Raw genomic sequence first — 25,555 nt, forward strand, 5'->3', positions numbered from 1 at the left:
AAGTTAAGCCGACCAAACGAACTTTGCGGAGAATTGGCGGAGCGCTTCAAATGTGTTCATGAACGGAACGTCGAAGACCAGGCAGACATCCGGGATCAGGACGCGCTTCTTCGACTCCGGGTTGGGCAGTTCATGCGTGACTACGGTGGCGTCGATCGAACGGGCCTTGGCGATCAGCAGAGAATCGGCGCTGTCCAGGAATTTTGCAACGGCCGACTCGCTATAGTGGGCCGTTGCCACGTGCTGGACGATCTCGGCGAAATTGCCTTGCGTGTCAAGGTCATCGACGGCCAGGAACCAGGCGGCATCCTTCCGGTCCTTAGCCCAGTCCGCCAGTTCGTCATTCCCGCCGGTCATCTCGTCGCGAACACTGACGATTGACGCGACGTCGCCGTCGCAGACCGCATCCATCCAGTCCCAGAAGCCCGGGCAGATGTCGAATGCGTAATATCGGTTCTTCGCCTCGATGAAGACGTTCGTGTCGAGCAGAAACTTCATTGCGTCTGGCGACCATTCTTGTGATAGCTGAGGATCGCCGTCGGCTGGGCGTTCAACAAGGATGCTGCATGGCGCAGAAGCAACCCGCCGCCGACCGCCTGATTAACGACCGCACGCGTAAAACGCAACCCGTTGCGCAAGGGCAGGTTATTGTGGAAGCTCCCGCCCTCGCTTGCCGGCATATCGCTCCACCGCGCGACTTCGGTTGTGTAAAAACGAGAATAGCTCGCCTGATCTATCAAGCCGAGATCGAGCGCGCGCCGCACGATGACGATGCGGCTGACTTTGTAGATGCGAGACAGCCGGTCGGCATTGTCCGACAGGCTGTCCGCTGCGCGCCATTGTGCCGAGAAACCGGCCGCGGGAATCAGGAACTCCGCGGCGATCTCGTTGCACTTGCGTTCGACTTTCTGGTGGACGCCATAATTCGCGTCGCCCAGCTGGACGTTGGAAACGCCACTTTCGCCAAGCCAAATATGCGCGAGTTCGTGCGCAAAGGTGAAGATCTGCGCTGCCTTGGCATCCTTTCCGTTGATGAAGATCAGCGGAACGACTTTGTCGCTGATGGCAAAGCCACGGAACTGGCTGACGGAAAGCGGGCGGCGGGTGTTGCTGCCGACGATCCCGTTGCGCATGACCCAGATGCCGGCCGCCTCAGCTTTGTCGATGAGCATGCGTAGGTGCTCTTCCCAATTGCCGGACTGCGGCGGCCCTCCTTCACCGTAGAGAGACTTTCGCATGTCGGCGGCGACAGTCTCGGCGCTATCCTTGAGCGTGTATTTTCCGACGAATTCCAGTTCGCGGCCGGCGTGATCCTGGATGAAATCACGGAACCAGTCGCGTTTGAAGAGAACGTCATTCAGGAGGTCGCGGAAGTTTAAATCGAGCTTACGGGCTGGGTCGCCGCCAACGGTTCGAAGATCTGGAATCGCAAGCTTTTCCTCCGGAGGTTCCTTCAGGAAGAGGTATCCGAACGGAATATGCAGCGCGCTAGACAGGCTCTGTGCCTGGCGGAAGGTCGGGCGTTCTTCGCCCTCGATCCAGGTCGCGATGCGCTCCGGCTTCACGTTGACCTTTTTCGCGACGACGTCGAGCGGGATCTTGGCGCGTTCAACCGCCCAAGCCAGAACCTTCTCGTTGATCATTGCGTCGGTCATAGGGTGCGGAGCCTGCGAGTATATGCCATCTCGTACATATCGGAATTTGGTAACGAAATCTTATGCGAAACTTTCGCACAAGAATAAAGCTTTCCAAGGCGGGGAGCTACGAATCGGTAAGCGCTTGTTAGAACCACTAACGAAGATTGCTCGATGTCGGATGAAACCGCGCCGAATGAAATGTGTGGCGTTTCTCCCCCAAATTCAATTAGCAAGCGGCTGGTCAGCATCGCGTCGACGGTCCAGAACCCGCTCTATAGCATAGGTCCATCGTTATGCGCCTTCTACGAATCACGGGTTTGCGGTTCGTATCCCTTCAACTGCAATACCGTATGGGGCCCGAGTTTGCAGCCCGTCCGACTATTGTGATGAAGCACGAAATTCGGTGATTGGGGGGGCCGCTACAGCCGGACGACTTTCATTTGGTCAGCCCGAGCGCGGTCATCCAAGTGTGTACCTGACCGAAAGCATCAGTCTGCCACTGCTCCGGCGTGCGTTCGCCGATATGGGGCGTTCCCTCGACGAACTGGCGCACCCATACCGGTCCGATCATATCCTCTTTTGCGAATTTCTCCGCGATTCCCATATAGCCTTCGAGGGCGTCCTTGATGTCGAGCAGCGGACGACAGACCTCCGCAAGCGCCTCGGGACCGCCGTCGTAGTTGCGGATGCAATAGTAGACGTCATAGGCGTCTTTCCGCTTGTGGCGGCGCATGAGTGCATGGCCCTTCATGGCAAGCAGCGCTGGTATCGAGGCGACGGCGATTTGCACGCGATTATGCCCACCGCCAGGCATCTCGCCTTCGATCGCCGTCAGCTGATGAAAGCGCACGGCGAGCTCCGCACCTGAAGCGCGCTGCACCGCGAATTCCGACAAAAGAGGTGGTATGTTCTTCTCGATCTCAGCATCGCGCGGCATCAGGAAGTCGACAATGACGTCAACGGGCGGCCCCCCGTCGGCCACGTTAATCGTGCGAACCAGCTGGAACCGCCGGTGCTCCGCGCTCTGCGCGTAACCATGGCCCATGAGGGCTTCGACCAACCGCACATACTCGCCGTCGCCAAGCGCCTCCGCGTCCAGCGTCAGGTCAATGTCGATCGTGCCGACGTGCAGCATGTCGTCGGCTTCCAGAAGCAGCCACGGCACCGCTCCGCCGACAACGGCGAATTTACCCTCGAAGCTCCCAAGGATCTGCCCGATCTCCATGAGCGCGGATTTGACCGCGTCGCTGACGCGGTCGGTGTAGTCGGCGGCGGACTGTGGATCAGGCGCTAATGCCATTTTAGCAACTTTTCTCGCAGATGTTCAGCAGCCTCGCGCCCTCGATCATCGAGATGCGAAAGGTCAAGATAGGTGAGGACCGGTGAGGTTACGGGTGGCGCTCCGGGAATCTTGACACGCTCCTTCAGAATGGCCAGATCATCCGGTTCGACGACTTCGACATTGGCGCCGCTCTTCGATGGCTTCAGCTTCAGCGCCTCGATCAGTTCCGGCATGACTGCCGGATCTGCATAGAGCGTCGTCATGCTGCCGCGCAAATAGGGAGCGAGCCACTGCGCTGCCGAAAGACCACCAAGCATCGCGTGCCCTGCAATGTGGGGCCGGTCCAACGCTTCGCGAAGCGTCTCCTCCCACTGGCGCCCATGGAGGACACTGTACCAGAACGACCGCTTACCACGGACCGGCTCGTAGGAGTCGCGCCAGGCATCTAGCAACGCGTCAGGAGCGGTCAGGTGAAGGCCTTCATCATCGACCTTTGCCCACTCCCTATCGCGAAGTGCCGATCGGACATTGCTCACATGGCCGAGGCTGACGTCTGAGGCCCCGGCAAGGTCATTGACCTTCCAGGCTCGTGTAGGATCGCGCAAAAGCGTGCGCAGTACCTGTCCCGCCTTCGGCGAAAAGACGGCACGGTAGTTGCGCGCCGCCGGCTTCGGTTTGTCAGCTGTTTCCCGCTCGATATAGACGCCGTCGAAGGCTATCCGGCAGTTGCCGGCAAGATCGAGCCAGCTCATTCCCGCCTCCGCGCAGATCTCGCGGGACTCGGGAGATAGCCACGAGGCCGCGACGATGGGCACAACGACATCGGCATCCTCTTGGAGCCGATATCTCGTTATATAGGCATAGAGCTGATCAATCGCGCTTCGGACCTGACGCGGGTATGCTGGCTCTTTAACCTCGCAGACCAGCGTAACTATATGGTCTGCCATTTTGACATGCGCGAGAATATCAGGGCGCGCCAGCGGCATATTGCGGCTGGTGCTCATGTCCCAGTCGTTGTTGATGGACTCGATTTCCAGCGACGGAATCCGTTCTAGCTGCTGGCGCAGTGCGTCAGCCATCTTGTATTCGATCTCTTTCACTCGTTTGTAGGATTTCATTGGAGAGTGAAATATACCATTTTGGTGAAATTGGCAACTGATTTCAGGATGCCGCACCATTTCACTGGTCAGTGAAATGGTGGGTTTCAGTGAAATTGCCGCAGTCTGCTCGCGCCCATGCTACGTAATAGCCAATGTATCAGAGGCTTAGCTAAAGCAGCGGACGTGCCAGCGGTTCGATTCCTTTCACATCAACTGATCTGATTTCGTAGGGTGTGGTCTGCAGTTCCAAGAATCATCGAAGCGAAGTGCGGGTACCGGCGTCTTTGCGCCCCCATGTCAGCCATTGAGATGCGTCAACGCTCATCCTGAAAGCCGCCGCTCGGTCGCTCCCGCGATGGCTTAAAAAGACGAGAAACTAATGGCGTTGCCGCGTCCCAGCGTTTAGGAAGTGCGCGCAAGTTGACCGCGTTGGCAACTAAACGAGGGGGTAGATATTGCTTAGCTGAACCCCGCTTCTGCTGTTTCCATCAAGTTCGATGACACTGAGCGGGTGCACTCGCCCCTCGGGCGTTTCGACTAAGCCGATGTTGGCGAACTTCTCAATAAGATGACGCGCCAAGGCTCGGCTGGAAGTCGTGATGACCATGTTAACCGATTGGCTTTCTTCGAGCACTGTGGTGCGCAGAATATCAAGCAGACCGACGCGGTTGAGATCATCTAGGTGGGCCACCGGCTCATCGAGGAAGAACGTTCCGCCGAGGCTCCGCGCACGCGCCAGGAAAAGTGCGAGAGCCAGGTCCTGTCGCTGTCCTTGGCTGAAGTCTTTGCCCGGGTCGAGCTGCGCGTCGCCAGCGTGGGCCAACCAATGAAGGAACTCGCTGTCCTCGCCGAGATTGATGCGATCATAGACCCGGTTGGCGTGCATTCGCGCGAACAGCGGGTTTACGACCTTGGCAAGATCTCGGACCTGCCGCTTGCTGACCGTGGTGTAGGTATCCTGGAACAACGCCTGCGCACGCGTTGCAGCAGCAATACGCGCGGTCATCCGCGCAAGCTGGTCCTCCGCGGGCTTAATGGTGGCGCGAAGCTCGACCAACTGCAAACGGCGCGCTTCAGCTGTCCAGGCCGCTCGCGCCGCTTGGATATGCGCGTCGGCGCGGGCCAGCTTGTCCTGCTCATCCGTCAATTTTGTCTTGAGCCGTAAAAATGCCGCCTCGCTCCACGGCTGCTCCGGTGCGGCGATGTCCCACAAGGCTTGGAGTTCGCCTAGCTCGCTTCCCTTCGCCGCTAGCTGCTCCCGACAGTCCCGCAAGCGTTGCTGGATTCCGGCATATTCCGCGCGCAGCCGATCCCGCTGCGTTGCGGCGTCCTCGCTCTCGCGGGCCAGTCCCGCCAAATGAAGCTGCAATACATGATCGCGTGCGCCGATCTGAGCGGAGACGCGTTCGACCAGGTCAGATAGCGGTGCTTGGTCAAATACGAACTGCGCCGCCTCCGTAGGAAGCATGGTTCGAACGAGCGCAATCTCTTCGTCAAGGGCGGCAAGTGCGTCGGCGATGTCGAGGCGTGCACGCTGCAGACTCAACTCGCCGGCAGAAACAGACGTCGGCAGCCCCGCATTCTGCAGCGAAAGCGCCCGGCGTTCCGCGGTATCCGCAAGCGTCGCCCGCTCGCGATCCAGCGCGGCAAGTGTGGCGTTTGCAGCGTGCGCGCTCTTTAGCTTCTTTATAGCGACCTGCTCAACCAAGATGCGGCGGCCACTCTTTATCTGACTCAGGCGAACCGAAGCCTTGAGGCCGCGCGCGGTCGAGCATCAGCGATATGATGATGACGCGGGCGAAGGAGGCGAGGGCGAGGCCTGAGGCGGCTCTCAAGGATGCGCAGACGAGTTTTTTGAAATCAATGGATCAAGCGATCGCTGCTGCACCCGGGAGTGCCGAACTTCCGCAGCTGAAATCGGACGGCTTCTCGCTGCTAAACGATACCTGTGGCGCCGCAATCGCCGTGGGGCGCGGGGCAAGCGAAGCCGAGCTTGCCACGGTCCAGCAGCTGTTCCTGAGCTTGTGCCAGCCTGCGTTTGCGGCAATATCGCCGCGCTTCATCGCCGTTGCGAACCACATGGCGACGGCGTCGGAGCAGAAGCGGATCGACGTTACCAAAGCCGTCAGGACGACGTCGGTCTGGACGCTGGGGGCAACCGCATTCGCTCTGCTTCTTGTCTCCGCATTCGGGTTCTTAGCGGTCCGCTCCTGGCTGGTAAAGCCAATCGGGGCAATAGCCGAGACGATGAAAGTGATTGCCAGCGGAGACCTGGCTGCAACGGTTCGTGGGGCCGACCGGCGCGATGAGATTGGCGCGATGGCCCGGGCCGTGCAGGTCTTCAGGGATAATGAACTGCGGGCGCGCGAGCTCGAGGAGAGCGTCGAGGCCAGTCGAATTACGGCTGAGAAGGATCGTGCTCGCTCGGCTGAAGCGGAGCGTATCCGGGCTCAAACGCTCGCTGCGACGACCGCTGAACTGGCCGAGGCATTGCAGCAGCTGGCAAATCGCAATCTTGCCTTCAGGCTGGAGAACCCGTTTGCCGAGGATTTCGAGACGCTGCGGTCCGACTTCAATGCAGCGGTTGGCCAGCTTTCCGGCAGTTTGCACGCGGTTTCTTCCGCGATGGGATCGATTGACGCCGGTGCTCATGAGCTGGCGCAGAGCGCGCAGGATCTTTTCAGGCGCACCGAGCAACAGGCGGCCACGCTAGAGCAAACCGCAGCGGCGCTTGATCAGATCACGCAAAATGTCGTCGGATCCTCTAAGCGCACCGACGAGGCGCGTGAGCTGGCGGTCGAGGCAAATAGATCAGCGCGGCGATCCGCCGAAGTCGTCCGCAAGGCAGTGTCGGCGATGCAGCGGATTGAGCAATCGTCCGCTGAGATAACAAATATCGTTTCCGTCATCGACGAGATTGCGTTTCAGACCAATCTATTGGCGCTGAACGCCGGCGTGGAAGCGGCGCGATCAGGAGAGGCCGGCAAGGGGTTTGCCGTTGTCGCCCAGGAGGTTCGTGAACTAGCCCAACGGTCCGCCTTGGCGGCTAAAGACATCAAGGACCTCATACACAATTCTGCGCTCGAGGTCACCGATGGTGTGCAATTGGTTCGCGACACCGGCGAGGTCCTCGAACTAATCGAAAGTCAAATCCTGCGGATCAACAGCCAGCTGGACGCGGTGGCAGCGTCGGCCAACGATCAGTCGGTGGCGCTTGCCGAGGTGAACCGGGCCGTCAACCAGATGGATGATGTGACACAGCAAAATGCTGCCATGGCGGAGGAATCCACCGCCGCCAGTGTTGCACTGGCCAACGAGGTAAGGCGCCTTCGCGGTATCGTTTCGGGCTTCCAACTAGAAAATAAGAGGAGCGCTTCGCTTGCAAATGAAGGGATGACGGAGCCGGGCGGGGCGCCAAGGGTCTCACCGGCTCGGCGCATGCTTGCGGTGGTTGCAAACGCTCTCGCCGTCGATAGCAAAACTGCCGACGCCCCGGACGAAGTGATTGCACCGGGGCAATAATTCCGGTGCGGTCACTATCAATGCAGCTCTTACGAATCAGATTCTGGGACTGCGAGTATTGACTAACGAAGAACTTGAATAGCTCCTGCTCGACTGGAGTTCCGCACGATTTGTCGAGTGGCAAAACGGGAAGATGACGCTCCGACAAGGTGAGGCGCCTGCTGGGTCCGAAGACAGCATCCATGAGATCCTCTTGTATGCCGGCGTAAAACCCCTCTGGCGGGTGTCTCCCGCAGCGCGAGCAAGCTTCGCCACGACAAACGTTGGGCGCGGAACACTTCCAGTGAGACTGGTGTCGATTAAGTACTTCCGTTCTCTTGCTCTTCAGATGCCATAGCCGCGACTACACTAGCTGCCGGATCAGGCCATAAGGAGGGTGATGTTGTCCTGGACGTAGGTTTCGAGGCTGCGTGCCGGCCTTCCGGTCAGCACCTCGACGTCAGCGGTGACGAGGGCAGTCCAGCCCTCACGGACCGGATAGAAAATCGATGCGAGGAACGAGGCGTAATCGGCCGGTACGCCTACGTCGGTCAGAATGCCGATGAATGTTTCGTCGTTGAGGGGATTGTAGGCGACGTCTTTCCCGATTGCCGCCGAAATGAGCTTGGCCGCCTCGGCGTAGCCGAGAGCTTCGGGGCCTGTCAGGTTGAAGGCTCTGTTGTCGAACTTCTCGGTTGTCAGGGCCGCTGCTGCGCTTTCGGCGATGTCGCGCGCATCGATGAAGCTGGACTTCCCGTCTGCAGCCGGAACGGCGATCTCGCCGTGGTCGATGCCGGCCTTCCAGAATGTGTGGAAGTTGTCGGCAAACCAGTTCGGACGCAGGATGACGTAGGGAACGCCGGTTTTTTCGAGTGCGATCTCAACCTGGCGGTAAGGGATACTGTCATCGGCATCGACGCCGAGTACGCTCTGAAAAACGACTTTGACGTTGGCGGCGGCGGCGGCCGCGATCACCGGCAACAGCAGGCCCTTGGAATCGACGTATCCGGTCGGCAGCATGACGTAGGCGGCATCGACGTCGGCGAAGGCTGGTGCGATGGTCGCCGGGTTGGCGAAATCGAACACGACGCCTTCAGCGCCCTCCACTGACTTGCCGGAACGCGAAGCGGCGCGGACTGCGTAACCCTTGGCCTGGAGTACCTTGACGAGGGGCGTGCCGACATTCCCGGTTGCGCCGAGAACGAGAATCTTGCCTTTCATTAACAATCTCCTTAGTATCTATTGGAAACCTTGTTTCTGATAGATAGATAGAGTCCGATTGCACTGAAAGAAAGAGGGCACTTTCGGGTCACGTGGTTACTTCAAGGAAACCGTTGAGACGAAAGCAAAGGAAAAACAAAGATGAAGCACGCCTATAATGTTTTTGAAGACCGGTGTCCGACGCGGCTCGTTCTTGACCGGCTGGCGGATAAATGGGCGCTTCTAATCCTTGACCGGCTGGAAGGCGAGCCGGTACGCTTCAACCATCTCAGGCGGGATATAAAGGGCATTTCCCAGAAAGTGCTCTCCCAGACGCTGAAGAAGCTGGAACGTGACGGCCTGATCTCAAGGGCGATTTTTCCGACGGTACCGGTGACGGTGGAATATACGCTGACGTCTCTTGGGCGGACACTGACAGAAACCGTTTCGGCGCTGGCACATTGGGCGGAGCACAATATGGATGCCGTGCTGGCTGCCCAGCAGGCCTATGATGCCCGTGCATAACGCCGGGCTTTTGCTTCAGCCTTTGCATTTTACTCCCGCAGGCTTCGGCGCTTGGGATACCGATTTTGCCCATGTGATGAAGGCCGAGATCGGCGCGACCCAGGTATGGGCCGATTTCAACGTGTGCCTCGCAGCTGACATGTTGAAGAAGCTGCTGCAATGGCGTTCCAGATCAACAACGAAGTCATTCCTCCGGATCTGCCCGCTTCGCTGGCGATGGCAGTATGGTTCCTGCAGGCGCTACTGTGGGCATTGCGCCCTGGAACGAGTCATCGTCGTTGTCTTGGCGCTTGCGGTGCCGCTGGCTTGCGGCGATACTGCTGTTCTCAAATTTCGGGGTAGCGCCCCGTCCCTGGCCTAGTCATCAGGGCGATGTCGCTGATCCGGCGGTGCGGCGGGTGAGCTTCACCCGTTCAACGAAGATCGGTCACCCGGTTGCTGCGGTTCAGGCGGCAACTTTCGGCGCAATCACGAAATCGGGCCACATCCGCATGTCGATGGAGCGGATAATTGTCCACAAGAAGATTGTCGATGGCGTGGTCGAGAAGCTGGTGGCAAAGACGGAGACGCTGCCTGCGGCGATCCCCTCAAGGACCGTCCTTCCTTGCAGATCGAAAGCGGTATGTGCCACAGAAGCGGTCCTACCGTTCAGGAGGAGGCGAAGACGCCACTCGGCAGTATAAGGTCACCTGACATCGGCTGTTTCGGCGGACGGGGGGCAGGGTGTTGGGCGCGTCACCCGGCACAGATCCCACGCCCGGCCTGAGGAATGGTATGAAAATTAAGGCTCTATATTGTCGGCACTCTATAGCCTCCAGCAGAGGCTGAGCTCAGCCTTGGGCATCAGTAAAGAACTTCATGAATCGCTTGCGGGAGCGCTCGATATGATCTCTCATCGCCGCCTCGGCCCCTTTAGGATTCCTGTCTTTGATTGCGGCTAGAATCCGCGCATGCTCCTTGTTTGCATCGGAAGTCGCCCGCGTGTGAAAATAGAGGCGGAAAAGATGCACGTGGGTGTGAAGACGTGCCAGCGCCTCATGAATAAGTGCGTTTCCGCTGCCGACAGCAATTGCATCATGAAAGGCGCCGTCGCTTTGCGCGAAGCGGCTGTAGGCTGAACGCGCATCCTCGTTGCGGATCTGACGCATATCCGAATCGATGGCCTCGAGCGATGTGATGGCCTCGTCAGACATAAGCTTCGCCGCCTGGGCTGCCGCAAATGGCTCCACCAGCATGCGAAGGTCGTAAAGCTGCTCCAACCCCGAAAGATCCATCTGCGGCGCTGCGCTGTATCCGATGAGGTGCGTCTTTACCACCAGCCCTTGAGCTTCAAGCCGTGAAAGCGCTTCACGGATGGGTGTTTGCGAGACGCCGAGTTCCCGCACCAGATTGTCGACGGCAATGCGACCACCAGGCGGGATCTTTAGTGACATGAGCTGTGAGTAGATGGCTCCATAGACCTCGTCGCCGAGCCGGGTGGGGCGCCGTAGCAATCCTGTGTCGCCGTTCTTCAGCTCACCATTTCGATTCGTCATTTTCAAAATTCCTTCTTGACGCAGCAATTTCTTATCAACATAGTGCGGAAAATGCAATCAGATATCCGATCGGATTTGATCTATGATTACGGTTTCCGTGGATAATATTCGCGAAGTTGCCCGGCTGGCCCTCCACCGCGCCGGCGTACCGGAAGAGCACGCATCAGAACAGCTTGATCTCTTGCTGGAAGCCGATTTGAGGGGGGTACCCTCCCACGGGCTGTTGCGCCTCAGTCGCATCATTCGCCGGATTGAGAACGGCGTTACGGACCCGCACGCCCGGGGCGAGCATAGATGGCGCAAGGAGGCGTTTCTGGCCGTCGACGGTCAGCGCGGTCTTGGGCCGGTCGTCGCGAACCGGGCGATTACTTCATTGATAGAGCGTGCGAAGGTCACCGGCATTGCCGTCGCTGCCATCCGCAATTCTAATCACATAGGGATGCTCGGCTGGTACGCAGAGCGTGTAGCAGAGCACGGTTTATCGATCATTGCACTGTCAACGAGCGAGGCGCTTGTTCATCCCTGGGGCGGGCGCAAGGCCATGATCGGGACCAATCCGATCGCAATAGGCGTGCCGACGGGTGGTGCTCCCTTCATGATGGATACGGCGACGAGTGTTGTTTCGATGGGCGAGATTCACGATCACGCCAACCGGCGCCAGCCAATCCCCCCTCATTGGGCGCTGGATGAAAACGGAAATCCCACCACAGACGCGGCCGCCGCGAAGAAGGGGGCAATTGCTCCCTTCGGTCAAGCAAAAGGATACGCCTTGGGTCTCGGCTTTCAGCTGCTTGTGACAAGCCTGGCCGGAGCCGCGATCGGGCGAGACGTCACGGGAACGCTCGACGATACGACGGTGTGCAACAAGGGAGACCTATTCATTGTCATCGACGGTCCGCAGCGGGACCTGCAGGCCTATCTCGAGGCACTCCGCGCGTTGGAGCCAGCAGATGGCTTTCCGGCCGTCGTGATCCCTGGAGAGCGCGGGCGAGCCTGTCGCGACCAGCGCCTGAAGGAGGGCGTGCCGCTTGCTGAGGAAGTCTGGCAACAAATTCAAGTTCTAGCCGGCCTTGGTGCTGCTGAATGAAACAGGAGGTTTTATTGACTCTATTTGGAGCCCTGCGCACCCCGCGCAATCTCGTTTTCGGGGCCGGCCAACGCGCCGCCCTTCCGGGCTATGCCGCAAAGCTCGGTCGTCGTGCGCTAGTCGTCACGGACGCTCGGTTGAGCAACGAGGCAGATTTTCGCAAGATGGTGGACGGTCTGGCATCGTCAGGTGTGGCAGTGCACGTTTTCGACGGCACCATTGCGGAACTCCCGCTTGAGTGCATCGCTCAGGGTGTGGAAGCCGGCCGCAAATTTGGTGCAGACCTCGTCATCGGCATCGGCGGCGGCAGCTGCCTGGACGCTGCCAAGGTTTGTGCACTGCTTCTCGCACACAAGGGTAAGCCCAGCGACTATTATGGCGAGTTCAAGGTCGCCGGTCCCATATTGCCGCTGATTCTTCTGCCAACCACCTCCGGGACCGGCTCTGAGGTAACGCCGGTGGCAGTCATCACAGATCCCGATCGAGCTGTGAAAGTCGGAATTGCAAGTCCGGAACTGATTTGCCACACGGCGATCTGCGATCCTGAACTGACGTACTCCTGTCCGCCCAGCCTCACCGCAGTTTCCGGTGCCGACGCGCTCACACATGCAATCGAGGCCTACACGACCATTCGTCGCACACCGACCGACACGATCGTGCATGATCATGTCTTCCTGGGCAAAAACGCCCTGAGCGATGCCTATGCCCTGCTGGCCATATCCCACATCTCTTGCAGCATTAAACGTGCTTATGATCATGGCGACGATCACACAGCGCGCGAACGCCTGATGCTGGGGGCGACGACAGCAGGTCTTGCTTTCGGGACGGCCGGGACTGCAGCGGCTCACGCCGTCCAGTATCCGATTGGAGCCATGACCCACACGGCCCACGGCGCGGGCGTCGCTGTCATGATGCCCTACGTAATGGAGCTCAATCGCAATTTTTGCGAGCCGGAACTGGTCGAGATTGGCAAGGCCATGGGACTTGATCTTGAGGGCCGATCCTCGTTCGACGCTGCCAGCGAGACGATAGATGCGGTTGCAGCACTCTTCGCGTCGATTGGAATCCCGAAGTCGATTGCCGACTTGGGAATCGTGGAGGCTCAGTTGCCGCAAGTTGCCGAACAGGCGATGGGCAGTGCCAGACTGATCAAGAACAATCCGCGCCCTCTCGATCCGACAGTCATGACGAGTCTGGTCGGCGCTGCCTTCACGGGTGATCGAATTGGACTGAGGAACGATGTAAAAGCATGGAAGGTAAATTGACAATGACGCAAACAATGACGTCCCAGATCAGCTTTGACCTCAAACAAGTCCCTACTGACCTCTATATTGCTGGAAAGTGGCGCCCTGGAGCCTCGGCTAGGCGCATCGACGTTCTTGACCCGTCTACCGGTCTTGTCATCTCAGACGTTGCCGACGCAACGATCGAAGATGCTCTAGACGCTGTTCAGGCGGCGTACGATGCGGGGCCGGCCTGGGCGGCGACAGCACCGCGGAAAAGATCAGAGATTCTGCGCCGATGCTTTGAGCTGATGGTCGAGCGAAAGGACATGTTGGCGGAGTTGATCAGCCTCGAAAACGGCAAGGCATTGAGTGACGCCCACGGTGAAGTGACCTACGCCGCCGAGTTCTTTCGCTGGTTCTCGGAAGAAGCAGTTCGCCTGAACGGCGAAATCTCGACCGCCCCCTCAGGGGCGAACAAGATCGTGGTTCAACATCAACCGATTGGCGTTGCAGTCCTGGTGACACCCTGGAACTTTCCCGCAGCGATGGCTACACGCAAAATCGCACCGGCCCTTGCCGCCGGCTGCACCTGCGTGCTGAAACCGGCGACAGAGACGCCGTTGACCGCCTATGCGCTTGCAGCACTGTATGCTGAGGCGGGGGTGCCGGATGGTGTTGTCAATGTGATCACGACTGAACGGTCAGGCGCCGTGGTCAGCAAGATGTTGCATGATCCGCGTGTCCGCAAATTGTCATTTACCGGTTCTACTGAAGTCGGTCGAAAGCTCCTGCACGAAGCGGCCGACACGATCATCTCCTGCTCAATGGAACTTGGTGGAAATGCACCATTCATAGTTTTCGATGACGCTGACCTGGATGCCGCCATCGAGGGCGCGATGGTTGCTAAGATGCGCAATGGCGGCGAAGCCTGCACGGCTGCCAACCGCTTCTATGTGCAAACGGGTATCGTCGAAGCTTTCTCGCAAAAGCTTACGGAACGCATGGCGGCACTGACGGTCGGTGCAGGCTACTCCAAATCCACCCAGTGCGGACCGGTCATCAACAGGAAGGCACTCGATCGAATTGGTGGCCTGGTGACGGATGCGACCGAGCGCGGGGGGAAGGTGCTCACGGGAGGTGCTGCCCTTGATCAAGACGGCTTCTACTTCCCACCCACGGTTATTCGCGATGTCCCAGCTGATGCGGCGATTGCCAACGAGGAAATTTTTGGGCCGATCGCCGCCTTGAGCACCTTCGAAAGCGAAGATGAGGTTATCGCTGCGGCCAACAACACCGAATACGGCCTGATCGCCTACGTCTTCACGCGTGATCTTGGCCGCGGCCTCCGCGTTTCGGAGAGACTCGAGGCTGGAATGATAGGTCTCAACCGTGGCCTGGCATCAGATCCAGCCGCGCCGTTCGGCGGCGTAAAGCAAAGCGGACTTGGGCGAGAAGGAGCTCATCATGGCATCCTGGAATTTTGCGAGACCAAGTACATTGCTGTGACCTGGTAACAGCTTGAGAAACTCCTGATCCGGGAACAACAAACAAAAACGAGGTAAAGATGTCGCTGACAAATCCTATCAGATCTGAAATCGCCGACGAGGTGTTCCGAACGCGTGGTGTGTTGACAGAAGTCGTGCCCTTTTCACAGCGGCACCCTGATTTCGAGCTGACGGACTCCTATTGGGTGGTGGAGGAAATGCGTCGGAGGCGAGAAGCAAATGGGGAGAAGATTATCGGTCGGAAGATCGGCTTCACAAACTCAGCCGCTTGGGCAGGCTACGGCATCACTGGGCCGCTCTGGAATTATCTCTACGATACGACGACGTTTCAGCTGAGCGAGACGAGCACCCTTGAGGTTCGCAATTGGCCGAATGTCCGTATGGAGGCGGAGGTTGCGCTGGGTCTCAAGGCTGCGCCCAATACTCAGATGAACGAAGAAGAGCTGCTGGACTGCGTGGAGTGGGTGGCACTTGATTTCGAGGTCTGCACGTCAATCTTTCCGGACTGGCAATTCAAGGTCGCCGACGGCGCAGCCACTGGTGTCCATGTTGCTTTGCTTCTTGGCGAGCGACACCCGATTGCTGGCGACCACGGGAAGTGGGCAGCGCAACTTGAGAGTTTTACTGCCACGTTGTCCAGCGACGAGGGTTTGTCCGCGACCGGAGGGGGAGCTCAAGTGCTTGGGGGCCCGATCAAGGCCTTTCGCTACCTGGTGCGTGAGCTGGAGCGCTTTGGTGGCCAGCCGTTGGCTTCCGGCGACATCGTCACCACCGGTACATTAACGGTCGCCCTGCCTGCCCAATCTGGCCAGCGATGGAAGGCGACGACGTCCGGGATCGCATTCGAGGAGATCAGCCTGGATCTTGTCTAGCAGGCGCAACCGCCCGCCTGTTGAAACAACCGGAAATCAAGAAAGGAGATGAGGGGATGACCTATTTTTCAAGATCCGAAATGACACGCAGAAGCGAGGCGCTGCGGCAGAAACTCGCTGCCGCAAACATCGACTTCGCGTTCATGCATACGGCTGACAGCGTCTTTTACATGAGCGGTGTCCCGCTGCTTTCGGAGTGGGGCCGACCCATGTGGGCGATACTGCCCGTATCCGGCACCAGCGCCGTTTGCGGGGCAGCGCTCGAACAAGAGACCATGGAAGCTCACAGCGTTTTCGACGAGGTTCTCGCTTATGGGGATGACGAGAATGTCGTCCATACCAGCCTCAGGATGTGCGCCGATTTCATTGCCCGACAGAGTTCAGGCACAGTTCGCATCGGGATCGAGGAAGCGCTGATGCCGGTCGGCATCCATCGCGCTCTGACAGCCAGGTTCTCACAGGCGGAATTTGTTGAGATCAGCCCACTGATTGAGGACCTGCGTCTCATCAAATCCGATGAAGAGGTCCGTCTTCTCGAACTCGGCGGCCAGTTGGCAAAAATTGGCGCAAATGCGTTTCTTGAAGCTCTTCACGAGAACGTCACCGAGCTTGCGGTGGCAGCGCACGCAGTCGCTGAGACGAACAAGGCAATGGGAGCATTGTCCATCAATGGTCTCACGAGCACCTATGCCTACGCCCAGTTTGGCGATCACACACTCACGCCGCATCTGCATCCGACCAGTCGGCGGCTGAAACGTGGCGATCTGGTTGCACTGAACATCTTCCCCGTGATGTGGGGCTACTGCACCGAACTTGAACGCACGTTTGTGTTCGGTGAGCCGACGCAGGCTCAGAAGAAGCCGCTCGACGCGGTGAATGAAGCCTTCGATGCCATCAAGCTGGCGCTTCAGCCGGGCGTCACCATGTCAGACATGGCGCTTATGGAACGCGAGATTTTCCGAAAGGTCGACCTTGCCGACTACGTGCGCCACGGAACCGGACATGCGCTCGGTATCATGATCGGTGCTGGCGGACGCGAAGAGCGTGGAGAGTTGCGGGTCTACAATTCCGGAAAGCTCATGGCCAACATGGTCAATTCGGTCGAGCCTGCGGTCTACATACCGGGTGTCGGCGGTTTCCGACATTCTGATGTGATGCTCATCACCGAAGATGGTGCCAGGAACACTACCGACTTTCCGCGTGACATCGGTTTTTGAGATGTGGTGAGCGCGGCGCGAGGAGGAATCGCGCGCCAGCTAAGAGCAAAGAAGGAGGCAAGATGACGCCGCCCAAGGCGTCCACAGCAGTACATCCAATCAGCATAAACTCAACAGAGGGAACTCAAAAATGAAAAAAGCACAGATTCAATCCAGCGGCTGGGCGACATCTTCGCGCCGTCTCTTCCTGGCAGCCTGCGTCAGCGCAGCATCCCTTGCCGCTTTGCTGGGTCCGAGCCCAGCGGCGGCCGACGACAGCGAGATCGTTTTGGGAGCATTGATGCCACTTTCTGGCGCAGGCGGTCCATTTGGTCAGGAAATGCTCGCTTCGGCGAAAGTTGCACTCGAGGAGATCAACGCGGCCGGCGGACCCTTGGGTCGTAAGATCAGACTTGTTGAGGAGAACGACGAGACCAATGCTGAGGCTGGCGTTCGCGCTGCGCGCAAGCTCGTTGACGTCGACAAGGTGAGCGCAATCTTCGGAACCTGGGCAAGCAGCGTCACGCTTGCCGTTGCACCCATTGTCCAAGAGAAGGGCTTGATCCTGCTGTCCAATTCGGGTGCGAGCCGCATCACAGAAGTCCAGAAGAAGGGACATGTGTTCCGGCTTGAACCGGACGACCTGCTGTTCGGAAAGGCTTACGCCGAATACGCCGCCCAGCAAGGCTGGAAAAAGGCAGCGGTCCTCGGCTTGAACGTACCCTTCACCCAGAGCACAGTTGACGCTCTGAAGCAGCGCTTCGAAGAGCGCGGCGGCAAGATCACGAGCTTCGTCACGTATAACGAGGAGCAAACGACTTTCACCACGGAAGTTGCGCGCGTCCTGTCTGACCAGCCCGACTTCGTCCACATCTCTGGCTACGAACCAGACACGATCGCGATCCTGAAGGCTGCTTACCAGTCAGGCTTGACCACCCGCTTTATCGTCCCGGGCTTTTCTGTCAGTGCCGACTTGATCAAGAATGCCGGTCCTGCAGCGGACGGCCTGCTTCTGGTCGAAGAGGGCGTTTCCGAGGACTCGCCCGCCTATCAGCGGCTCGCGAAACAGCTAGGCTCTGATCGCTACTACTCCTTCGGCGCGCAGGCCTATGACGAAATGGTCATTCTTGCGCTTGCGATCGAAGCGGCAAAGTCGACAGACGGCAAGGCGCTTGACAAGGCGATCCGTGAGATCACCGGCACTGGCGGCACCAAGGTCACGTCGTTTGCTGAAGGGGTGGCAGCGCTGCGAAAGGGCGAGCGCATCGACTACGACGGCGCGTCGGGACCGCTCGACTTCGATGCCAACGGCAACATTGCAAAGGCGAACTTCCGCGTTTCCGAGGTCAAGGACGGCAAGACCGCTCCTGTCGGGAAGATCAGCGAAGTGCAGTTTTAATCGCACCGATTAAGGCGCCGCATTGGTGCGGCGCCTTCAGCCGAAGGTAACGCCACGATGGAATTCAAGATCTACCTCATCTCGGCGCTCGTGATGGCTGCGATATGGAGTCTGCCAGCGGCAGCCATTTCGCTCATCTACGGTGTGCTGCGCTATCCCAATTTTGCAATCCCCGAGTTCATGACGCTCGGTGCCTATCTCACGCTTCTTCTCTGCGGTTTCTCATTGCCGCTGTGGGCGGCTGGGCTTCTGGCGGCGGTCGTTACAGGCCTTATTGCGCTTGCGGTCGACCAGACGGCTTTCCGCTTCGTGCGGAAGGCTGGAATTCTCCCGCCGGTGCTGCTTTCCTTGGGGCTGATGCTGGTCCTGCAAAATTTGGTTCGTTTCGGATGGGGCAACGGAAACCTGCAGTTCCCGATCCTGCCGATGCGACCGTTCATCATTGCCGGCTTCATCATCACGCCGGTGCAAGCTGCAATCATCGGGCTGGTCATCGTCATTCTTGCAGGGGTTTTCCTGGGCCTGCGCTACACCGAGTTTGGTCGCGCGGTACGAGCAACGTCGACCAATCCCGAGCTTGCCATCGTAACAGGTGTCCAGCCTGAACGGGTTTATGGCGCCGTCTTGTTTGCAGCCGGCTTCCTCGCTGCCGTCGGCGGAATTGTGCTGGCGACCGAGACGTCTCTTAATCCGCTTCTTGGCTGGCGCGTTCTGATACCCCTTTTCGCAGTCGCGATCCTGGGCGGTCTTGGGAGTGTTGTCGGTGCTGCACTTGCCGCGGTACTGGTGGGCCTGACGTCAGAGTTCAGCCTCTTCATCCTGCCATCGAGCTACAAAACCGCGCTGGCATTTCTCGTACTTACCCTCGTCTTGCTGGTTCGCCCAAGCGGCCTTGTGAAATCCAGGAGCTAAGCCATGATCGACTATCTCATCGCGATCCTGATCTTTGCGGGCATCTACGGATTTGTGGCGCTCGGTCTCAACATCCAATGGGGCTTAACCGGGCTTATCAATCTGGGTCAGGTCGCATTCTTCGCAGTTGGCGCGTACACGTTTGCCCTTCTTTCGAAAGCGGGCGTCCCCTTTCTGCTGGCGGTCGGTGTGGCGACGGCCTTGAGCGGTGTCTTCGGTGCTGCCGTTGCAATGTTCACACCGCGTCTGCGCGAGGATTACCTCGCCATTGTAACACTCGGTTTCAGCGAGTTCGTCAGGTTGGTCCTGCTGAATGAGAAATGGCTGGCGGGGGGACCTGACGGGGTTGCAGGCGTACCGCGTCCCGCATCATTCCCCGGACTTGGATCGGAGACTTCCTTTCTGGTCGTCACGGCACTCGCGCTTGCGTTCGCCTTCTGGTTCACCCGGCGTATCGAGCGTTACCCCATCGGGCGGACGCTCAAGGCGATCCGGGAAGACGAGGGCGTTGTCACCTCCGTCGGCAAGGTCGCACTGGCATACAAGACAAAAGCATTCCTGTTGGGCGCAGCTTTGGCTGGCTTGGGTGGCGCGTTTTTTGCCAGCTACCTCAGCTACATCTCGCCGGATATGTTTGGTCCGAACGTGAGCATTTACGTCCTTGCGGCCGTCTTGATTGGCACACAGGGCTCGAGCGTGGCAACTCTCCTGAGCACGGCTCTGGTTGCTGCGCTTCTTGAAGGGACGCGCCTGCTCAAGGACTACATCACATTTGTCGATGGTGTGGAATTGGCGGCTCTGCGCCTGATGGTGCTCGGACTTGCATTGATCGCGATCGTAATGGTTCGCTACCGCCCGGGGAGGGCATGATGAAACAGATACTCGAGATCAAGGACGTCAGCCGGCGTTTTGGAGGCCTGCAGGCCGTCAACAAATGCCGGTTCTCCGTCCGCGCCGGCAGCATAACCGGGCTCGTCGGGCCGAACGGAGCCGGAAAGTCCACCCTTTTCAGTTTGGTCAGTGGTTTCGTTCGCCCCGACAGCGGCGAGGTCCTGTTCGATGGGAACCACATCGAAAAGCTGAGCGCGCACGATATCGCACGGCTCGGCCTTCGCCGCACGTTTCAGATTCCGCGCGAACTTAAACAGATGACCGTGCTTGAGAACCTCCTGCTGGTGCCCGAGGGGCAGTTCGGCGACCAGGTGCGGTCGGTCCTCTTGCCCGGCAAGCGCGTTCGCGACGAGGAAAGGATCAACCTGCAGAAGGCGCAGGGGGTCTTGGAAATGGTCGGCTTGGGGGAAAAGGCTCAACACCCGGCAGCCCTACTTTCGGGTGGTCAGAAAAAGCTTCTTGAACTTGCCCGCTGCCTGATGGCTGACCCAAAGCTGTTGTTGCTCGACGAGCCTACCGCCGGAGTCAATCCGACCCTCATACGACATCTGATGGCGGTTCTCAGGCGCATCCATGCCTCTGGTGTGACGCTGTTGATCATCGAGCACAACATGACGGTCATCATGGAACTGTGCGAGCGGGTGATCGTCATGGACAGGGGGCAGGTAATTGCCGCAGGCACGCCTGTTGAGATTCAATCGAACAAGGAAGTGCTGGACGCCTATCTTGGAGGGGTGAGCGCATGAACAAGAAGATCATTTTAACAGCCGAGTCCCTTGTCGCCGGTTACGGCGAGATGCAGATCTTGCATGGAGTGAGCCTAGATTTGGCCGCAGGTGAGATCGTCACCATTATCGGTCCGAATGGTTGCGGTAAGTCAACTTTATTGAAGACACTTGCGGGCCTGTTGAGGCCCAAAGCGGGAACCATCAAGCTGAAGGGGATCGATATCACCCTTGCTCCGACGCGTGATCGTTTGCGCTCCGGTCTGGGATATGTGCCTCAGGTGCGCAACGTATTCGCCACGATGAGCGTCGAAGAAAACCTGCGTATGGGTCTTTTTGCCGTCCCGGGTTCGGTCAAGGAGCGGCAGGCGGTGGTGCGTGAAATTCTGCCCAACCTGGCCGATTACTGGACAGCGACCGCTGGCAAGCTAAGCGGCGGCCAGCAGCAGGTCGTGGCGCTCGGCAGGGCGCTCATGGCCGGACCCTCGGTCTTGCTGCTTGACGAACCAAGCGCTGGCCTGTCGCCCAAGGCGACAGACGAAGTATTCCAGCACATACGCGAGATAAGTCATCGACAAGGCGTCGGCGTGCTGCTGGTTGAGCAGAATGCTCACAAGGCGCTGGAGATTTCCGATCGCTGCTACATTCTTGCAGAGGGAAAAAACCAGATTGATGGGAGCGCCGAGAGCATCATGAACAATCCCGTCGTCGGAAAGATCTATCTTGGCGCTCACGCTGAAGCAGTTTGAAGGACGGTCAGGTGCGGCCGCAGCCGCCAGCTTCTGAAGTTTTCGACTTTGTCGAGAAAGCGGAAGCAGCGCGATCCGTTGACTGCTCAAGCGGCTGCTAACGGTAGCCGCTTGATAGATTCTCTAAGACGAACTCTCTTTGGACACCAGCGGGCCGCAAATCTGGACGCCCAGCGCCCAGCAAGCTCTAAAGGAGGATCGATTACCTAAATCAGTCTTCCGCTGAACCAGGGATATCACCGCACAGAAGCTGTTTCGAAAGCCCGAAGCCCAATTTCATGAAAGCGCCTGCAGATAGCGGGGGACCCTTCCGTTGCTGGCAGCTTGAGCCGCGTGCATGATAGCATTGCTATCCAAGCCATGATGCCGATAAAGGTCGGCAATTGTGCCGGTCTGGCCGAAATGTTCGACCCCCAGCGACTTGACACAGTGACCATAGACGCCTCCAATCCAGGAGAGCGTGGCTGGATGCCCGTCAATCAACGTGACGATCCCGCAATCGCGTGACAAAGGCGCCAGCAGGCGCTCGATGTGGCTCATCGCCCCGACCGCTCCACGTTGTCGGGCGCGTTCAGCAGCTTGCCAGCCGGCATTGAGCCGGTCCGCGGAGGTGATCGCCAGCAATCCGACGTCCCGTCGATCTTCGGCGAGCAAACCGGTTGCGGCGATCGCCTCGGGTGCGACGACGCCCTGATAGGCAATGATCACGCTGGCATTTGGCCCAGGCCGCCGCAACCAGTAGGCCCCATTGATGATGTCTTGCTCCAGCTCAGGAGCCATTTGGCGCGCTGGCTGCTCGAGCGGGCGCGTCGACAGGCGCAGATAAACGGATCCACCGGTCTGATCGCGCAACCACGTGGTTTCATCGGGGTCACCTTCGCCGTCGCGCTGCATGTAGTCGAAGGCGAAGCGCATGATGACCGAAAGCTCGTCGACGAAGGCCGGCTCGAAAGAGCACAGTCCGTCCTGCGCCATACCAATCAATGGCGTGCCGATCGACTGGTGCGCGCCGCCTTCCGGCGCTAGCGTTACGCCGGACGGTGTTGCAACCAGCAGGAAACGCGCATCCTGGTAACAGGCGTAGTTCAACTGGTCGGCCGAGCGGTAGATGAACGGATCATAGACGGTGCCGATGGGCAGCAGCCTGGCGCCGTTGATCGAATGGGAAAGACCAAGTGCACCAAGCATGATCATCAGGTTGGATTCGGCAATCCCCAGTTCGAGATGCTGGCCTTTAGGACCGAACTCCCAGTTGTAGGTCGACGGAATCCGCTCCGCCTTGAAGAGGTCGGACATGCTCTCACGGGCAAACAACCCGCGCCGATTGACCCAGGGGCCGAGGTTGGTTGACACAGTCACGTCCGGAGAGGTCGTGACAATGCGCTCGGCAAGCAGTGTGTCACCACGCGCGATATCGTTCAGAATCTGGCCAAAGCCCATCTGGGTTGAAAGCAGCTTGCCTGGCTGCCCAGGGAAGGGAAGCGCAGGAGGAACCGGGATCGCCGGCGAAGACAGTCTGCGGCGGCCCTCGCTGAAGAACGGCATCTGAGCGACGAACGCGTCGAGCTCAGCATCCGGCATGGTAGCTGCGGACCATTTCTCCCATTCCTGTCCCTGCTTTACGCCCATCTGCTGGCGGAACCCCTCCATTTGCGTGGGAGTCATCTGACCGGCGTGGTTATCCTTGTGGCCTGCAAGCGGCAAGCCATATCCCTTGATCGTATAGCAGATGAAGCAGACCGGGCGGTCGTGCTGCGAAGCTTGTTCAAAGGCCTCGAGCAGGCTTGGCAGATCATGCCCTCCGAGATTAACCATGAGCGCTTGCAGTTGCTCATCGGAACGTCGCTCGATCAAGGCGGTCACGGGCCCCTGATCACCGATCTCGTCCAGCAGTCGCTTTCGCCACGCCGCGCCGCCCTGGAAGGTCAGGGCGGAATAGAGCTGGTTCGGACACGTCTCGATCCACTGCCGCAGCTTGTCCCCGCCGGGCTCGGCAAACGCGGCTTCTTGCAAAGAGCCATGGCGCAGGATCACGACGTCCCAGCCGAAGTTTCTGAATATCTGTTCAAAACGCTCCCAGAGGCCTTCGCGAACGACGGCGTCCAGCGATTGACGATTGTAGTCGACGACCCACCAGCAGTTTCTCAGGCCGTGTTTCCAACCTTCGATCAAGGCCTCATAGATATTGCCTTCGTCCATCTCGGCATCGCCGATCAAGCTGACCATGCGTCCTTCAGGCCGATCGTTCATCCATCCATGTGCGGAGACATAGTCCTGGACCAATGAAGAAAACAGCGTCTGCGCCACGCCGAGACCGACCGAGCCGGTGGAGAAGTCGACGTCATCGACATCCTTGGTCCGTGACGGATAGCTCTGTGCGCCCTTGAAACCGCGGAAGTTTTCGAGCTTCTCGCGGGTCTGGTTGCCTGCCAGATACTGGAGAGCATGGAATATCGGTGCTGCGTGGGGTTTGACCGCGACCCGATCCTGAGGACGAAGCGCCGAGCAGTAGAGCGCGATCATGATGGTGCTGAGCGAAGCCGACGAAGCCTGGTGCCCGCCGACCTTCACCTCGTCCGCTTCGCGGATATGGTTCGCGTGATGGATCGTCCAGGCGGCGAGCCAGGAAACGCAGCGTTCAATTTCCTGCAGGTAGCTGATCTTGGAGCTCATCCTCTGCCCCTTCTTTTACAGGTCGAGTTTCAGAACGCCCGTCGCGCGCGACACGCACGGGATAAAGCGATAGTTACGGGCTTCGTTTGAAAGCACTGCATCGCGATGTATTGGCTGTCCTTCCAAATACCCGCACTCGCAGGTTCCGCAGACGCCGTTCTCGCAGGACGCCATCAGCAACACGCCGGCGGCGCGAATGGCCGATAGCGCTGACTCGTCTGCAGGTACCGGAACGACTGTCCCGTTACGAAGAAGGATCGTGAACGGTTCGGGTGGCGCATTATCCCGGACCGGCGGCTGAAAGGCTTCGAAATGGACCGTGCCATCCGGCCAGTGGCGTGAAGCTTGTGCAACGGCGGCCATGAAGCTGGGAGACCCGCAGTAATAGAGCTGCGCACCATCGGGCCGCGCCAACAACAGGCTATGAATGTCCTGCCGGGTTTCGACTTGATCGTCGAAGTGGAGCCTCAGACTTTCGGAGCCGATGGTGTCCTCCAAGGTCCCCAGCAAAGGTGCGAAGTTCCGGCCTCGCGCAAAATAGTGGAGTTCGAAGTGCTTGCCCTGCCGACACAGAGCCCGAGCCATCGCAAGAATGGGTGTGATCCCGATACCGCCTGCCAGCAAAAGGACCGGCCCGTCACCCTTCCGGAGCGGGAAATGATTGCGCGGGGCGGATACGGGCAGCTCGGCGCCTGGTGCGATAGTTTCGTGGATCCATGCCGAGCCGCCCCGGCCACTGGTTTCGCGCTTCACCGCTATCGTGTAGCGGCTGAGATCTTCCGGATCACCGCAGAGCGAGTATTGGCGTACCTTTCCGTCGGGGAGATGAACGTCGACATGCGATCCTGGTTCGAAGGCCGGCAGAAGAGGCCTGCGCGAGTGCCTCAGCTCGATCACGCGGACGTCGCCCGGCTCGTCGTGGACGCCGGCAACGATCAGTTTCATGATGATACGCGGAGATCCCATGTCGCGTCACTCGTCCATTGGCAGGATCGGGTCGCCAGGACGGATGATACCACCGACCTCGATCGAACAGTTGAGACCGGAACGGTTCAGCAGCCCTTCGTAGAGGCCCGGCATGCCGAGCAGCTCCTCGATGTATTTGCAGGGAAAGTTCATTCGTGCCGCTCGCAGAACCGTCTCACCGACCCGGAAGCGCTTGCCGACGAGGTGGCCGAGCGGAACGCCGCGGGTCGTTAGATTGCGCCTGTGATCTTCGGGCGCGAGCGTGCCCTTGAAACCGGGAATCTTCGGCTCTCCCTTGGCAATCGCCTCCAGGACCTCAGCCTCGATCAGCGTGACTTCACGGACGTCCGGCTTGGGCGAATACGTACCGGTCCCGAGGTAATAGCGGTCGCCCAAAATACCGCGGCCAGCGATGAGCTGCGCCTCCGCCAGTTCTTCCATCTCGTAGGAAGCGGCCGGCGCGATGTGAATGTGGAGCAGACTCCCCTGCCAAGTCATGTATCGGCTCCCGCTTGCCTTCGATCGACATGGATCTCCGCGCCAGTGGCCTACTGCTCTCATCATGGGATCATCC

The 25,555-nt window shown here is 59.0% G+C and carries 24 protein-coding genes; 14 read left to right on the forward strand and 10 right to left on the reverse strand.

Annotation, left to right across the window (positions count from 1 at the left end; translation table 11 throughout):
* Positions 1–3 precede the first annotated feature (3 nt).
* The 5 genes from NL154_RS28130 to NL154_RS28150 all read right to left on the reverse strand — a co-directional run bounded on the left by NL154_RS28130 (position 4) and on the right by NL154_RS28150 (position 5,727).
* Positions 4–498: a DUF4411 family protein gene (locus NL154_RS28130; protein ID WP_430961019.1), complete on the reverse strand. Its 495-nt coding sequence runs from the start codon at positions 496–498 to the stop codon at positions 4–6.
* Positions 495–1,655 (reverse strand): ImmA/IrrE family metallo-endopeptidase, encoded by a 1,161-nt coding sequence (locus NL154_RS28135; RefSeq protein WP_430961020.1) that lies wholly within the window; start codon positions 1,653–1,655, stop codon positions 495–497. Before NL154_RS28135 ends, NL154_RS28130 begins: the two co-directional genes overlap by 4 nt.
* 418 nt (positions 1,656–2,073) lie before the next feature.
* A complete protein-coding gene (locus NL154_RS28140) occupies positions 2,074–2,937 on the reverse strand; it encodes a nucleotidyl transferase AbiEii/AbiGii toxin family protein (protein ID WP_430961021.1) in 864 nt (287 codons plus the stop codon).
* A complete protein-coding gene (locus NL154_RS28145; protein WP_430962002.1) occupies positions 2,928–4,019 on the reverse strand; it encodes a type IV toxin-antitoxin system AbiEi family antitoxin in 1,092 nt (363 codons plus the stop codon). Before NL154_RS28145 ends, NL154_RS28140 begins: the two co-directional genes overlap by 10 nt.
* Positions 4,020–4,455: 436 nt before the next feature.
* Positions 4,456–5,727 (reverse strand): hypothetical protein, encoded by a 1,272-nt coding sequence (locus tag NL154_RS28150; protein ID WP_430962003.1) that lies wholly within the window; start codon positions 5,725–5,727, stop codon positions 4,456–4,458.
* A gap of 80 nt (positions 5,728–5,807) precedes the next feature.
* Between NL154_RS28150 and NL154_RS28155 the strand changes: the two genes are divergently transcribed.
* The gene (locus NL154_RS28155) at positions 5,808–7,541 is read left to right on the forward strand and encodes a methyl-accepting chemotaxis protein (protein ID WP_434734548.1); all 1,734 of its coding nucleotides are present in this window, start codon (positions 5,808–5,810) and stop codon (positions 7,539–7,541) included.
* Between the two features lie 360 nt (positions 7,542–7,901).
* Here the strand turns inward: NL154_RS28155 and NL154_RS28160 are convergent, their stop codons facing one another.
* On the reverse strand, positions 7,902–8,741 hold the full coding sequence (locus tag NL154_RS28160) for an SDR family oxidoreductase (protein ID WP_430962004.1): 840 nt from the start codon (positions 8,739–8,741) through the stop codon (positions 7,902–7,904).
* Positions 8,742–8,882: 141 nt separating this feature from the next.
* On the opposite strand from NL154_RS28160, the gene NL154_RS28165 reads away from it, so the two are divergent.
* The 3 genes from NL154_RS28165 to NL154_RS28175 all read left to right on the forward strand — a co-directional run bounded on the left by NL154_RS28165 (position 8,883) and on the right by NL154_RS28175 (position 9,928).
* Positions 8,883–9,245, forward strand: a complete 363-nt coding sequence (locus NL154_RS28165) for a winged helix-turn-helix transcriptional regulator (RefSeq protein ID WP_069456842.1) — start codon at positions 8,883–8,885, stop codon at positions 9,243–9,245.
* Entirely contained in the window at positions 9,232–9,606 is a 375-nt protein-coding gene (locus NL154_RS28170) for a hypothetical protein (RefSeq protein ID WP_069456843.1), read from the forward strand. Before NL154_RS28165 ends, NL154_RS28170 begins: the two co-directional genes overlap by 14 nt.
* Positions 9,607–9,742: 136 nt before the next feature.
* Positions 9,743–9,928 (forward strand): hypothetical protein, encoded by a 186-nt coding sequence (locus tag NL154_RS28175; RefSeq protein WP_430961035.1) that lies wholly within the window; start codon positions 9,743–9,745, stop codon positions 9,926–9,928.
* Between the two features lie 147 nt (positions 9,929–10,075).
* Here NL154_RS28175 and NL154_RS28180 read toward each other — a convergent pair whose 3' ends face one another.
* On the reverse strand, positions 10,076–10,837 hold the full coding sequence (locus tag NL154_RS28180) for a GntR family transcriptional regulator (protein WP_430961027.1): 762 nt from the start codon (positions 10,835–10,837) through the stop codon (positions 10,076–10,078).
* Between the two features lie 25 nt (positions 10,838–10,862).
* On the opposite strand from NL154_RS28180, the gene NL154_RS28185 reads away from it, so the two are divergent.
* From NL154_RS28185 to NL154_RS28230, 10 genes are all read left to right on the forward strand, one after another.
* The gene (locus NL154_RS28185) at positions 10,863–11,867 is read left to right on the forward strand and encodes an Ldh family oxidoreductase (RefSeq protein ID WP_430961028.1); all 1,005 of its coding nucleotides are present in this window, start codon (positions 10,863–10,865) and stop codon (positions 11,865–11,867) included.
* 14 nt (positions 11,868–11,881) lie between these two features.
* Positions 11,882–13,132, forward strand: coding sequence for an iron-containing alcohol dehydrogenase (locus NL154_RS28190; RefSeq protein WP_430962005.1), 1,251 nt, complete (start codon positions 11,882–11,884; stop codon positions 13,130–13,132).
* A 2-nt stretch (positions 13,133–13,134) separates the two neighbouring features.
* The gene (locus tag NL154_RS28195; RefSeq protein ID WP_430961037.1) at positions 13,135–14,607 is read left to right on the forward strand and encodes an NAD-dependent succinate-semialdehyde dehydrogenase; all 1,473 of its coding nucleotides are present in this window, start codon (positions 13,135–13,137) and stop codon (positions 14,605–14,607) included.
* A 50-nt stretch (positions 14,608–14,657) separates the two neighbouring features.
* On the forward strand, positions 14,658–15,470 hold the full coding sequence (locus tag NL154_RS28200) for a 2-keto-4-pentenoate hydratase (protein ID WP_069456848.1): 813 nt from the start codon (positions 14,658–14,660) through the stop codon (positions 15,468–15,470).
* Positions 15,471–15,526: 56 nt separating this feature from the next.
* Positions 15,527–16,687 (forward strand): M24 family metallopeptidase, encoded by a 1,161-nt coding sequence (locus NL154_RS28205; RefSeq protein ID WP_069456849.1) that lies wholly within the window; start codon positions 15,527–15,529, stop codon positions 16,685–16,687.
* A gap of 130 nt (positions 16,688–16,817) precedes the next feature.
* Positions 16,818–18,065, forward strand: a complete 1,248-nt coding sequence (locus tag NL154_RS28210) for an ABC transporter substrate-binding protein (RefSeq protein ID WP_430961029.1) — start codon at positions 16,818–16,820, stop codon at positions 18,063–18,065.
* Between the two features lie 57 nt (positions 18,066–18,122).
* The gene (locus NL154_RS28215; RefSeq protein ID WP_083265208.1) at positions 18,123–18,977 is read left to right on the forward strand and encodes a branched-chain amino acid ABC transporter permease; all 855 of its coding nucleotides are present in this window, start codon (positions 18,123–18,125) and stop codon (positions 18,975–18,977) included.
* 3 nt (positions 18,978–18,980) lie between these two features.
* Positions 18,981–19,847, forward strand: a complete 867-nt coding sequence (locus tag NL154_RS28220; protein WP_430961031.1) for a branched-chain amino acid ABC transporter permease — start codon at positions 18,981–18,983, stop codon at positions 19,845–19,847.
* On the forward strand, positions 19,847–20,614 hold the full coding sequence (locus NL154_RS28225) for an ABC transporter ATP-binding protein (RefSeq protein WP_069456852.1): 768 nt from the start codon (positions 19,847–19,849) through the stop codon (positions 20,612–20,614). The genes NL154_RS28220 and NL154_RS28225 overlap by 1 nt, the downstream gene beginning before the upstream one ends.
* Complete coding sequence (locus tag NL154_RS28230) at positions 20,611–21,342, forward strand: ABC transporter ATP-binding protein (RefSeq protein ID WP_430961033.1); 732 nt, start codon at positions 20,611–20,613, stop codon at positions 21,340–21,342. Before NL154_RS28225 ends, NL154_RS28230 begins: the two co-directional genes overlap by 4 nt.
* Before the next feature lie 276 nt (positions 21,343–21,618).
* On the opposite strand, the gene NL154_RS28235 is transcribed toward NL154_RS28230, so the two are convergent.
* The 3 genes from NL154_RS28235 to NL154_RS28245 are packed head-to-tail and all read right to left on the reverse strand — an operon-like array spanning position 21,619 to position 25,479.
* On the reverse strand, positions 21,619–24,015 hold the full coding sequence (locus tag NL154_RS28235; RefSeq protein WP_434734549.1) for a transketolase: 2,397 nt from the start codon (positions 24,013–24,015) through the stop codon (positions 21,619–21,621).
* A gap of 15 nt (positions 24,016–24,030) precedes the next feature.
* Positions 24,031–24,960, reverse strand: a complete 930-nt coding sequence (locus tag NL154_RS28240) for a PDR/VanB family oxidoreductase (protein ID WP_430961179.1) — start codon at positions 24,958–24,960, stop codon at positions 24,031–24,033.
* Between the two features lie 27 nt (positions 24,961–24,987).
* On the reverse strand, positions 24,988–25,479 hold the full coding sequence (locus NL154_RS28245; protein ID WP_430961180.1) for an MOSC domain-containing protein: 492 nt from the start codon (positions 25,477–25,479) through the stop codon (positions 24,988–24,990).
* Positions 25,480–25,555 lie beyond the last annotated feature (76 nt).

The organism is Rhizobium sp. YTUHZ044, from assembly GCF_051123975.1.
Lineage (GTDB): Bacteria > Pseudomonadota > Alphaproteobacteria > Rhizobiales > Rhizobiaceae > Rhizobium.